8 protein-coding genes and 1 pseudogene are annotated in these 13,017 nt (G+C 44.2%); 5 read left to right on the top strand and 4 right to left on the bottom strand.

The window, feature by feature from the left end:
- Positions 1-5: 5 nt before the first annotated feature.
- Positions 6-659, top strand: coding sequence for a response regulator transcription factor RcsB (gene rcsB, locus LGZ99_RS17760; protein WP_023044834.1), 654 nt, complete (start codon positions 6-8; stop codon positions 657-659).
- 67 nt (positions 660-726) lie between these two features.
- Here the strand turns inward: rcsB and rcsC are convergent, their stop codons facing one another.
- Positions 727-3,564, bottom strand: coding sequence for a two-component system sensor histidine kinase RcsC (rcsC, locus tag LGZ99_RS17755; RefSeq protein WP_072008875.1), 2,838 nt, complete (start codon positions 3,562-3,564; stop codon positions 727-729).
- Positions 3,565-3,821: 257 nt separating this feature from the next.
- A pseudogene (gyrA, locus tag LGZ99_RS17750) lies at positions 3,822-6,368 on the bottom strand (DNA topoisomerase (ATP-hydrolyzing) subunit A); the annotation flags it as partial.
- Positions 6,369-6,535: 167 nt separating this feature from the next.
- Between gyrA and ubiG the strand changes: the two are divergent.
- The 4 genes from ubiG to yfaE all read left to right on the top strand — a co-directional run bounded on the left by ubiG (position 6,536) and on the right by yfaE (position 11,324).
- Positions 6,536-7,258 (top strand): bifunctional 2-polyprenyl-6-hydroxyphenol methylase/3-demethylubiquinol 3-O-methyltransferase UbiG, encoded by a 723-nt coding sequence (ubiG, locus tag LGZ99_RS17745; RefSeq protein WP_021325286.1) that lies wholly within the window; start codon positions 6,536-6,538, stop codon positions 7,256-7,258.
- Between the two features lie 365 nt (positions 7,259-7,623).
- Positions 7,624-9,915, top strand: coding sequence for a class 1a ribonucleoside-diphosphate reductase subunit alpha (nrdA, locus tag LGZ99_RS17740; RefSeq protein ID WP_023044831.1), 2,292 nt, complete (start codon positions 7,624-7,626; stop codon positions 9,913-9,915).
- A gap of 12 nt (positions 9,916-9,927) precedes the next feature.
- Positions 9,928-11,058 (top strand): class Ia ribonucleoside-diphosphate reductase subunit beta, encoded by a 1,131-nt coding sequence (nrdB, locus tag LGZ99_RS17735; protein WP_036840916.1) that lies wholly within the window; start codon positions 9,928-9,930, stop codon positions 11,056-11,058.
- Complete coding sequence (gene yfaE, locus LGZ99_RS17730) at positions 11,058-11,324, top strand: class I ribonucleotide reductase maintenance protein YfaE (protein WP_021325288.1); 267 nt, start codon at positions 11,058-11,060, stop codon at positions 11,322-11,324. Before nrdB ends, yfaE begins: the two co-directional genes overlap by 1 nt.
- Positions 11,325-11,511: 187 nt before the next feature.
- On the opposite strand, the gene LGZ99_RS17725 is transcribed toward yfaE, so the two are convergent.
- Together LGZ99_RS17725 and LGZ99_RS17720 are read right to left on the bottom strand one after the other, a co-directional pair.
- Positions 11,512-11,889 (bottom strand): type II toxin-antitoxin system YafO family toxin, encoded by a 378-nt coding sequence (locus LGZ99_RS17725; protein ID WP_023044830.1) that lies wholly within the window; start codon positions 11,887-11,889, stop codon positions 11,512-11,514.
- A 10-nt stretch (positions 11,890-11,899) separates the two neighbouring features.
- Positions 11,900-12,478: a hypothetical protein gene (locus LGZ99_RS17720; protein WP_036840922.1), complete on the bottom strand. Its 579-nt coding sequence runs from the start codon at positions 12,476-12,478 to the stop codon at positions 11,900-11,902.
- Positions 12,479-13,017: the final 539 nt, after the last annotated feature.

Genomic DNA, 13,017 nt, shown 5'->3' with positions numbered 1-13,017 from the left:
ATAAGATGAATAACCTTAATGTCATTATTGCTGATGACCATCCAATTGTTCTGTTTGGCATCCGCAAATCACTTGAACGGCTTGACTGGATCAACGTTGTAGCCGAGTCTGAAGACTCGACTACATTGATCAACAATCTGTCCTGTATTAAAGCAAACGTACTGATCACTGATTTATCCATGCCTGGCGACACCTATGGTGATGGCATCAATTTGATTAAATACATCAAACGCCATTATCCCAGGCTATCAATCATTGTTCTGACTATGAACAATAATCCAGCAATTTTAAGTGCTGTACTTGAACTTGATATTGAAGGAATAGTCTTAAAACAAGGAGCACCAACAGATTTACCTGATGTATTGACCGCCCTGAAACAAGGGGAAAAATTTATGCCGGAGAGCGTTTCCGAACTGTTGAAAAAAGTGACGAAAACCCCCTACGGCGACAAACCATTATCACAAAAAGAGAGCGAGGTCATACGCCTGTTTGCCCAAGGCTTCCTGGTAAAAGACATTGCCAAAAAACTCAATCGCAGTGTCAAAACAATCAGCAGCCAGAAAAAATCAGCAATGGTAAAGCTGGGGGTCAATAACGATATTGCGCTACTCAATTATCTTGCTTCTGTCACCGTCGATACGGATGATCATGCTCAGTAAGTACCGTCCGTTATTTTAATATGAAAGTCATTTTGATGCCCGGCGGTTACTTATACCGGGCATTATTTCAGGCGCCAATATTCCTGATCTCTCCCAGTATTTGTCTAAGCGTAATCAGGGAAACAGGTTTAGACAAACAGTCATTCATTCCTGCATCAATACAACGTTGCTTTTCTTCTGCAAGTGCATTTGCCGTAATACCAATAATCGGCAACTCGTATTCTCTATTCCGTAAATGCGTTGTCAACGCATAGCCATCCATATTAGGCATATTGACATCCGTCAAAATAATATCAACATGCCCTTTCTGCAAATATTCCAGCGCATCTAATCCATCATTCGCCATTGCTGTCTGAAAACCAATAGATTTCAACTGGTCAGCTAATAAATGGCGGTTGATAGGATGATCATCCACCACCAAAACCATAACCGTATTAAACTGGGTGTTTGCCGGTAAAACAGGCGATACGATATTCAACACCTCCTCGTTGCTACCGGGTGAAATCAGTCTCTCAATCAGAATGGGTAGATCATGCAAATGGTAAGTATTATGCAGCCAATAGCCTTTTCTGATTTGTTCCGGCGAGCCAATATAGTCCGTCGATAACTCAACACAAGCATATGCAGGGGAAGTCACGGCATCAGGGAAATCGCTGATAATAATTTCACTGCCATCGGTATTTTCCCCACTATATAAAACAATATGTAAATTATAATGAATCAGAAAACGCTGTAAAAAATCCTCAAGATAAAGATTACGTATAGCCAGGATAACTTTTTGCTTTTGCTGACACTGATTCATTAACTGAATTTTCGGCCTGTATTTCGCGTTGTATAAAGGTAAACGGATAGAGAACATACTGCCTATCTGTGGCTGTGAAATCACTTCAATATCACCATCCATCAAGCTGATCAATTTTTCACAAATCGCCAGGCCAAGACCGGTTCCCTGAGATGAGCTTTCCGTATTTGGCATGATTTGAAAAAACGGATCAAACAACTGAATCAGCGCTTTATCAGAAATGCCGACTCCCGTGTCCTTTATTCTGACGTACAAGTAATCGCTATCTACTGTCACATGAATAATCACACACCCGGTATCAGTGAATTTAATCGCATTATTTAACAAATTAGAGATGACCTGTTGCAATCGAACGGGATCATTGCGGATATAATCCGGTACATCCGGTTCGATATAACAATATAAGGTCAACGGCTTTTTCACCACTAACGGCAGATAGTTAGAAATAACATGAGAGATAACTTCCTGACAGGAAAATTCTCTGGATTCAATTTTGAGCTGTTTAGATTCAATCTTTGAGAAATCAAGAATATCACTGATAATTTTAAGCAACAGAGCTGAAGAGTTACTCATTGTTGATAACAAACGGACAGACTCAGCAGGTAATGAATGAGCCTGTAACAACTCCAGATTGCCAATAATACCGTAAAGAGGCGTTCTCAATTCGTGGCTGACCGTGGCCAAAAACATCGATTTAGAATAGTTAGCCTGTTCCGATGCTAATGCCATTTCCTGTAATGATTTTTCCATCCGTACACGGACACTGATATCAACCAATACACAAATTGCCACCTCTTCATTTCTGTAGCGGGAATGGACAAAACTGATTTGCAAATGATGATGATTACTGGTTACCACATCAACATAACTGCTGGTTCTGTCACAAATAATATGAATAATACGTTCCCGGTCTTCATGAGTCAGCATTCTCAAATAATTATGCGCCAACTCATTACTCAGAATATTACTGCCATCACTTACCCGCAATATACTGATCCCAACCGGGGCTGAAGCAACAATTTTATGATTAAACTGTTCATGCTCCTCCAGACGAATGGCATTTTCTTCAGCCGGAACAAACATCTTGCGCTCAAACAGATACACCAAAGTCATAATGACAAAAGCAGACAGTACATTAAGCACAATACTGCTAATAATCTGTAGTTTAAAACCCTCGAAAATGTTTTTCAGTGGAAGCGCGTAAATGATACTGAATGAAGATGGCATTAGCCGGCGTTTTAACAATAAATCAGTAAAATTATCATCATAGCCAAAATAAGGTGCTTCCAGCTGATAATCGGCATAATGAAGTTGGTACTCATCATTTGCCGGATAGTGCAAAACAGGTTGATTACTGCGATTTAATAAGGTTATTGAAATCGGCCGGTCTTGTCTTTGAATAAAAGTATCTAATCTAATGAACTGTTCAATACCTATCATTGCCACCATCTGACCATTGACATATACCGGCGCCAACACATAGAGATGGCCGCTATCAGATCTTGCTCCAGGCGTCACCCAATAAACATTTCGTTCTTTACCCTGATCTTTCAGGCTAATCAGTCTGCGTGAGTTTTCATAGACTATTTTTTTCAGCGTATCAGGTTCAGTTGTGGTATTACGAATAGAAAAATTCACCATACACATACTTTTCGTTCCCACCAGGAAAACCTGATTCAAACCCTGAGGAGCAGCAAGATTATCTTTCCAATAAAAGATCAGGTTATTCAACGAATTTAAATAACTATGGGTATTTTTGCGAAAGGTATGGCAATCAGCACTTTGATTCAAAGGATGATAAGAAAACGCCGGGTTATTATGCGGAAAATCGAGAATGGCAATTTTTTCATTAGAATTCAGCAAATGTTTTTCTGTCATATATTGAATATCCCGCAAAACACTTGCTGTATGACGCACATAAGAGAGTGTGGAATCATAATTAGCATTGTATTCTTGCCGGATACCAGACTTTACTTCATTAAAAATGTTAACCAGGTAAAAAGCCGTTAATAAGGCACCCAATGCCCACAGCATAAAGCCAAGCACCCGGAAAAGATAACGGGATATTTTCAGTGATGTACGAAAAGAAGAAAGATATCTCAAAAGGCTACCTGATAACAACGAACATCATTCAACGTAATTAATGACAGGATATACTAGAGTTCAAGGATCACAAAGAATCAACTGTTGCATATTTCGATATTAATCAAAAAATTTTTTTTAAAAAAAACAGGCACCGAAGTACCTGTTTCTTAATTGAGTGAAAATAATGTCTTCACTTAAACCGGATCAGCTGACTCGCTGCTGCCAGCATCAGGTGAATGGGTATTATCGTTTTCCAACGCCTCCCCTTCTTCTGCCAGCCCATCTTCATCATCTTCAGGTTCAGCAACCCGTTGCAAGCCGACAACTTTCTCATCCTCAGCGGTACGAATCAGTGTGACACCCTGAGTATTCCGGCCAACAACGCTGACTTCAGAGACCCTGGTACGCACCAATGTGCCAGCATCGGTAATCATCATAATCTGATCGGTGGGCTCAACCTGAATTGCGCCGACCACATTACCATTACGCTCGCTGACTTTAATTGAGATAACCCCCTGAGTTGCACGGGATTTAATTGGATACTCGCTTTCAGCGGTACGTTTGCCGTAACCGTTTTCAGTGACTGTCAGAATCTCCCCTTCTCCACGCGGGATAATCAGAGAAACGACTTTGTCTTCACCACTCAGTTTGATACCACGTACACCGGTAGCTGTACGCCCCATTGAACGAACAGCGCCCTCTTCGAAGCGGACAACTTTACCATCAGCGGAGAACAACATGACTTCGTTACTGCCGTTAGTCAGGTCAACGCCGATCAGCTCATCACCGTCATTGAGGTTAACCGCAAGAATACCAGCACTGCGCGGACGGCTGAAATCTTTTAACGCCGTTTTCTTCACTGTCCCACTGGCCGTAGCCATAAAGATATACAGCCCTTCTTCATATTCACGCACCGGCAGAATCGCAGTAATTCGCTCATTTTGTTCCAGCGGCAGAAGGTTAACAATCGGACGGCCGCGGGCACCACGACTGGCCTCAGGTAACTGGTAAACCTTCATCCAGTACAGGCGGCCACGGCTGGAGAAGCAAAGGATCGTGTCGTGAGTATTCGCCACCAGCAGCCTATCAATGAAATCTTCTTCTTTGATACGTGCTGCGGATTTACCTTTGCCACCACGGCGTTGCGCTTCATAGTCAGATAATGGCTGATATTTGACATACCCCTGATGTGACAACGTGACAACAACATCTTCCTGATTAATCAGATCTTCGATATTGATATCAGCGGTGTTCTCCGTGATTTCAGTACGGCGGGCGTCATTATATTGCGTTTTGACTGCCAACAGCTCTTCACGGATCACCTCCATCAGGCGCTCAGGGTTTTCCAGAATGAACATCAATTCGCCAATTAATGTCAGCAATTCACGGTATTCATCCAGCAATTTTTCATGCTCAAGGCCAGTCAGTTTCTGCAAACGCAGATCCAGAATTGCCTGTGCCTGTTGCTCGGTCAGATAATATTTACCTTCATGCACGCCATATTGGGGTTCCAACCATTCAGGGCGGGCAGCATCATCACCGGCACGTTCAAGCATGGAAGCAACATTGCCTAATTCCCACGATTGGGCAATTAACGCAGCTTTTGCCTCAGCGGGTGACGGAGCACGGCGAATCAGTTCGATAATAGGATCGATATTCGCCAGCGCCACTGCCAATGCTTCAAGAATATGGGCGCGATCACGAGCTTTACGTAATTCAAAAACGGTGCGACGGGTAACTACTTCGCGACGGTGGCTGACGAACGCAGAAAGAATGTCTTTCAGATTCAGCAGCTTTGGTTGCCCCTGATGCAGAGCCACCATATTGATACCAAAAGAAACCTGAAGCTGAGTCAGGGAATAGAGGTTATTCAGAACCACTTCACCCACCGCATCACGTTTCACTTCGATCACAATACGCATGCCGTCTTTATCAGATTCGTCACGAAGAGCACTAATCCCTTCGATGCGTTTTTCTTTCACCAGCTCGGCAATTTTTTCAATCAGACGGGCTTTGTTGACCTGATAAGGAATTTCGTGAACCAGGATAGTTTCACGGCCATTTTTCTCATCAACTTCGATTTCAGCACGGGCGCGGATATAAATTTTACCGCGGCCAGTCCGGTAAGCCTCCTGAATACCCCGACGACCATTAATGATCGCAGCTGTCGGGAAATCCGGACCTGGAATATACTGCATCAGCCCTTCAATGCTGATGTTTTCATCTTCAATATAAGCCAGACAACCATCAATAACTTCGGATAAGTTATGGGGAGGAATGTTAGTCGCCATACCCACTGCGATACCGGAGGAACCGTTGATCAGCAGATTAGGTACTTTAGTCGGCATAACTTCCGGGATCTGTTCTGTACCATCATAGTTCGGCACAAAATCGACAGTCTCTTTTTCCAGATCCGCCAGCAGCTCATGGGCAATTTTCGACATACGTACTTCGGTGTAACGCATCGCCGCGGCTGAGTCACCATCGACTGACCCAAAGTTACCCTGACCATCTACCAACATATAGCGTAGGGAAAACGGCTGCGCCATACGAACAATCGTGTCGTAGACCGCGCTGTCCCCATGTGGGTGGTATTTACCGATGACGTCGCCGACAACACGGGCAGACTTCTTATAGGGTTTATTCCAATCATTTCCCAGTACATTCATTGCGAAAAGTACGCGACGGTGTACCGGCTTCAGTCCATCTCGAACATCTGGTAGTGCGCGCCCGACAATAACAGACATCGCATAATCCAGATACGAGCTCTTCAGCTCTTCTTCGATATTGACCGGTGTGATTTCTCTGGCAATGTCGCTCATGGAGCCCACTATCCCTCATAATTCCGGATTCAAAGGTTTAGAACTATACCACAAATCAACAGTTTTATAAAAATCAGATACGGGTATTTAAAAATTAAGCCATGTATACTATGACAAAAATGGAGTGAATCCACCTGTAAAGTAAGTTTAAGGAGCGACAACCGCTGATGAACGCTAAAACCCCCGCCACAACAAGCAATGTTGATCAACAGGAAATAGAGAAATTTGAAGCAGTTGCTTCCCGCTGGTGGGATTTGGACGGCGAATTTCAGCCACTGCACCGGATTAACCCACTGCGCCTAAATTATATTTTGCAGCGTTCCGGCGGCCTCTTCGGTAAGAAAATCCTGGATGTGGGTTGTGGCGGCGGCATTTTGTCGGAAAGCATGGCCCGTGAAGGTGCAGAAGTGACCGGGCTTGATATGGGTACTGAGCCGCTTCAGGTTGCCAGACTGCACGCCCTTGAAACAGGCATCCCTGTGACTTATGTACAGGAGACCGTGGAAAGCCACGCAGAAAAATATCCACAGGCTTATGATATCGTCACCTGTATGGAAATGCTGGAGCACGTACCGGACCCACAGTCGGTTGTCCGTGCCTGTGCGCAGTTAGTCAAACCCGGTGGACACGTCTTTTTCTCTACCATTAACCGCAACAAGAAAGCCTGGCTTATGGCGGTAGTCGGTGCGGAATATATTCTGAAAATGGTGCCGAAGGGAACCCATGACGCGAAGAAATTTATCCGCCCATCAGAATTAATAGGTTGGATTGACAGCACACCACTGCAAGAACAGCACATTATCGGCCTGCATTACAACCCGCTAACAGATAAATTTACCCTCGGTCACAATGTCGATGTTAATTATATGTTACATACCCAGTATGTCTGACATATTCATCTAATCGATGAATAAATCGGCAAATAAATCCTATTTTCAGGAATTTTTTTACCCATTTTTGCCGGTGCTCCTGCCAGGGTAACCGCTAGTAATGATGCAGGCTTCAGGCTTTTTAACAAATTTAGTCCTCAAGTTATCCACAAAAATCCACGTTTTTGTACACTTGATAAAAGCCGTTTTTAACATTATCTTGTTGTCATTATTTAGTGTACCCCCTACATATTGTGTTCCTTAACATTCCATTACCACTACTCTCTCGTTGGTTTCTTCACCACTGAGAAGGGTATGTTTTGGTCTTGTAAAGACACAAAGCAGGTGGGAGCAAGTCTGAAAGTAAATGTAAGGTATGCCTGTCCATGAACCATAGTCTGCTAGTAACAAAGCGTGATGGCCACAAAGAACGAATTGACCTTGAGAAAATCCACCGGGTTATTAACTGGGCAGCCGACGGTCTGAAAAATGTCTCGGTATCACAAGTAGAACTGCGTTCTCAAATCCAATTTTACGACAGTATCAAAACCTCAGATATTCACGAGACGATGATTAAAGCTGCCGCGGACCTTATCTCCGGTGATGCGCCAGACTATCAGTATCTGGCAGCCCGCCTGGCAATTTTCAACCTGCGTAAAAAAGCCTACGGTCAATTTGAGCCACCAGCCCTGTATGATCACGTATCCCGTATGGTGGGAATGGGCAAATATGACAAACACTTGCTGACAGACTACTCGAAAGAAGAATTCGAGCAAATGAACGAGTTTATTGACCACTGGCGTGATATGAATTTCTCTTACGCAGCGGTCAAACAGCTCGAAGGTAAATACCTGGTTCAAAATCGTGTTACCGGTGAAATTTATGAGAGCGCCCAGTTTCTTTATATTCTGGTAGCCGCCTGCCTGTTTTCCGGTTATCCGAAAGAAACCCGTCTGGACTATATCCGTCGTTTTTACGACGCGGCTTCTACGTTTAAAATTTCCCTGCCGACCCCCATCATGGCAGGTGTGCGCACCCCTACCCGTCAATTCAGCTCCTGCGTGCTGATTGAGTGTGACGACAGCCTGGATTCGATTAACGCTACTTCCAGCGCTATTGTGAAATATGTTTCCCAACGCGCCGGTATTGGCATCAACGCGGGCCGTATTCGTGCGTTGGGCAGCCCAATCCGTAACGGTGAAGCTTTCCACACCGGCTGTATTCCGTTCTACAAACATTTCCAGACAGCGGTAAAATCCTGTTCACAGGGGGGTGTCCGTGGCGGTGCCGCGACATTGTTCTATCCGTTATGGCATCTGGAAGTTGAAAGCCTACTGGTACTGAAAAACAACCGTGGCGTTGAAGGCAACCGTGTCCGTCATATGGACTACGGCGTACAGCTCAACAAATTAATGTACGAACGCCTGATCAAAGGTGAAGATATTACCCTGTTCAGCCCATCTGACGTCCCTGGGTTATATGATGCATTCTTTGCGGATCAGGATAAATTTGAACGTCTGTATACTCAATATGAGCAGGACAGCAATATCCGTCAGCAACGCCTGAAAGCGGTTGATCTCTTCTCCCTGATGATGCAGGAACGTGCTTCCACCGGACGTATCTACATTCAGAACGTAGACCATTGCAACACTCACAGCCCATTTGACCCATCAGTCGCCCCTGTGCGCCAATCAAATTTGTGTCTGGAAATTGCACTGCCAACCAAGCCATTGAATGATATCAATGATAAAAACGGCGAAATCGCGCTGTGTACGCTGTCCGCATTCAACTTGGGCGCAATCGAAAATCTTGATGAGCTGGAAGAGCTGGCAGCTCTGGCTGTCCGTGCGCTTGATGCCCTGCTTGATTATCAGGACTACCCGATCATTGCCGCAAAACAAGGGGCAACGGGTCGCCGTACTTTAGGTATTGGCGTCATCAACTACGCTTACTATCTGGCAAAACATGGCGCGCGTTATTCAGATGGCAGCGCTAACAACCTGACGCACAAAACATTTGAAGCTATCCAGTATTACCTGTTGAAAGCCTCTAATGAGCTGGCGAAAGAACAAGGCGCTTGTCCATGGTTTAAAGAAACCACCTATTCTGAAGGTATCCTGCCTATCGATACCTATAAAAAAACGCTGGATACACTGACCAATGAGCCACTGCACTATGACTGGGAAGCGTTGCGCCGTGATATCAAACAATATGGTCTGCGTAATTCAACATTATCCTCTTTGATGCCGTCAGAGACATCTTCACAGATCTCCAACGCCACCAACGGCATTGAACCGCCTCGTGGTTACATCAGCATCAAAGCATCAAAAGATGGTATTTTGCGTCAGGTTGTACCGGAATATGAACGTCTGAAAGGCGCTTATGAACTCCTGTGGCAAATGCCGGGTAATGATGGCTACTTGCAGTTGGTTGGTATCATGCAGAAATTTATCGATCAATCGATCTCTGCCAATACCAACTATGATCCGACACGTTTCCCTAGTGGAAAAGTGCCGATGAACCAACTGCTGAAAGATTTGCTGCTCGCCTACAAATATGGTGTGAAGACACTGTATTACCATAATACACGTGATGGTGCGGAAGACGTTCAGGGTGACCTGGAGGAAGTCGTAGAATCGGCTGATTCCGATTGTGAAGGCGGCGCGTGTAAGATTTAATTTGAGGAAGTTATGGCCTATACCACCTTTTCGCAGGTAAAAAACGACCAGTTACAGGAACCGATGTTCTTTGGTCAGCCGGTAAACGTAGCTCGTTATGACCAGCAAAAGTATCCAATTTTCGAGAAACTGATCGAAAAACAGCTCTCCTTCTTCTGGCGCCCGGAAGAAGTTGACGTGTCCCGCGATCGCATTGACTACAATGCGTTGCCGGATCATGAAAAGCATATTTTCATCAGTAATCTGAAATACCAAACGCTGCTGGACTCTATTCAGGGCCGCAGCCCGAACGTGGCGTTTCTGCCCTTGATCTCCATTCCTGAGCTGGAGACCTGGGTTGAAACCTGGTCTTTTTCCGAGACGATTCACTCACGTTCTTATACGCACATCATCCGTAATATCGTTAACGATCCAGCGGTTGTGTTTGATGATATTGTCACCAATGAAGAGATTCTGAAACGTGCGAAAGATATTTCCGCTTATTACGACGATCTGATTGAGATGACCAACAACTACCAATTGTTTGGTGAAGGAACGCATCAAGTTGCCGGTAAAACCATCACTACTAGTCTGCGTGAACTGAAGAAACAACTGTACCTGTGCCTGATGAGCGTTAACGCACTGGAAGCGATCCGCTTCTACGTCAGCTTTGCCTGTTCATTTGCTTTTGCCGAACGTGAACTGATGGAAGGTAACGCTAAAATCATCAAACTGATTGCCCGTGATGAAGCACTGCATCTGACAGGCACTCAGCATATGCTGAATCTGTTGCGCTCTGGTCAGGATGACCCGGAAATGGCTGAAATCGCCAAAGAGTGTGAACAACAGTGTTACGACCTATTTGTTCAGGCGGCGGAGCAAGAAAAAGAGTGGGCGGAATACCTGTTCAAAGAAGGCTCTATGATTGGTTTGAACAGAGATATTCTGTGTCAATATGTTGAATACATCACCAATATCCGTATGCAGGCTGTTGGGCTAAAACTGCCATTTGAAACACGTTCTAACCCGATTCCGTGGATCAATTCCTGGCTGGTATCCGATAACGTTCAAGTCGCGCCACAGGAAGTTGAAGTCAGTTCCTATCTGGTTGGTCAGATTGATGCTGAAGTTAACCCTGACGACCTGAGTGATTTTGAACTCTGATGACAAGCTATAAAGTAACCCTGCATGGTATGCAGGGTTATCATATTCACAGCTCTCCTGAGCTGCATAACAGTCTGCTGGAAGCGCTGGAACAAGGCAAAGTACAGGCTGAATACCAGTGCCGTGAAGGTTATTGCGGCTCCTGCCGTGTCAGATTGGTAAAAGGTAAAGTAGGCTATCGGCGTAAGCCACTGGCTTTTGTCAATGAAGGTGAAATTCTGCCCTGCTGCTGTCATCCACTCAGTGATATTGAGATTGAGCTTTAATATTCAAGTAGAATGGAACTCCTCAGCCCTACGCTCAAGCTCTGCAAGAAATGATGTCTTTGCGCTTCACTAGTCTTTCGCCACCATCAGACTGGACAGGGAACTTTCACCCCCGAGCTGCTGAACATGCCCAGCACACTAAACAAAAACCCGCTGAAAATGCGGTTTTTTTAGTTTCAACAATATTTCAGGTGTTTTGAAAATTCTCGGCGCGGCCAACCAGCACAGCGAGAAACGATGTCCGAGCCAGCTCATGGGCATTAGGACTCATGATACTAATGATTTGATATTTTGACGGGTCACACCAGTGCCGCGTATAAACTAAATAACTGTTAGATTTTCGTGCCGCGGGCGGTAAATGACCAGGCCAAGGCGTTTCACCAGGCAGTTTGATATGGATTTTAAAAACATAAGATTGACATAGAGATGCATGCTCTTCCCAGCGCCCTTCATCACCAAAAATAGCCGGAAGAGATCCGCCATTTTTCCAATCCTGCAAAATTTTCGCATATTGCCGGGCTACCGTGGGGATTTCGATATCTTTGTGAATAGAAACGTGGATCACTGCATCCCCTTTAGTAGAAAGCTGGGACTTCCAAACCTAAAGCGGTATGCTCGGCACGAATAAGCTCATGAACTGCATTTTTATCCATGTCACGCCCTACACTTGATACTTTATTAGGGACATGAGTACTCTTAACGAAAGCAATAATTTCTTCTAATGTATAACGCAGGTCAGCAGAGGCCCGGCCAAAACGCGTAATCATGCTGCGTAGCTCAGTGCTGGTTTCAGGAACAGATGTTAATGCGACTTTTGCAGCTTTAATAAAATTGGCGCAGATAATAATGTTTTTAGTTAAGTAGTGAAGGTTGTCCTTCGCAAAACTTGACATACTTTTATCGTCAATAGGTATACGCTTTGATTCCCACTCGGATCGCAGGTTTTTCAAATTGAATCGCATCCGATTAGCCATACTCGCGACAAAAGCGGTTGCTTCTTCGATAGGAAGAAAAACAACGGAATCATTAACCTGTTGTAATGTAAATGTGTTTTTAGCGCTAGTGATAGCATCATGATACCCTATGCTATCCGCCGGTACGGGGGCCATAGCGATAGCCATTGCTGCTGCCATAGATGTGATTTTATTACTCATACATACCCCTCTCAATGACAGTAATATCGAATACCTGCTCTATTGAATCATGTGTTCATCATTTTGTCGATATTTTGGTTTTTTCCTGTCGCAATACTCAATGATTTGTTTGAAAAATTCATCCATCCAATATTTACCATAAAAATTGCCTATTTATCAGTGAAATAAACCAAAGTGGCAAATATAAACTTATGTAAAATGAAAAATATGACCACCTCATTTTCAAGGTAAAAAATAATCCGCTATGAACAGGTTTATGTTAATCAAGGTCATCCCAGTATACCAATTATAAATGCTGTAAATCCGGCGATCAATTCACCAAATTTATGGTGACAAAAAAATACTCTGGTCGAAAAGCTCACGAAATCACATTCCATCAGGCTAGCATTGACTATATCAACCAAAGACGATGACTGATTAGTGCAAAACAACTACCGTAAAAAATAGCCCCATTGATATGGGCAAGGCAAAAGTGGTAGATATTCGAAAGAATAGCAATAGCAATAGCAATAGCAATAGCAATAGCAATAGCAATAGCA

Source organism: Photorhabdus temperata (genome assembly GCF_025384845.1).
Taxonomy (GTDB): Bacteria; Pseudomonadota; Gammaproteobacteria; order Enterobacterales; family Enterobacteriaceae; genus Photorhabdus; species Photorhabdus temperata.
The sequence above is the reverse complement of the archived record's forward strand: the minus strand, read 5'-3'. Positions and strand labels throughout refer to the sequence as shown.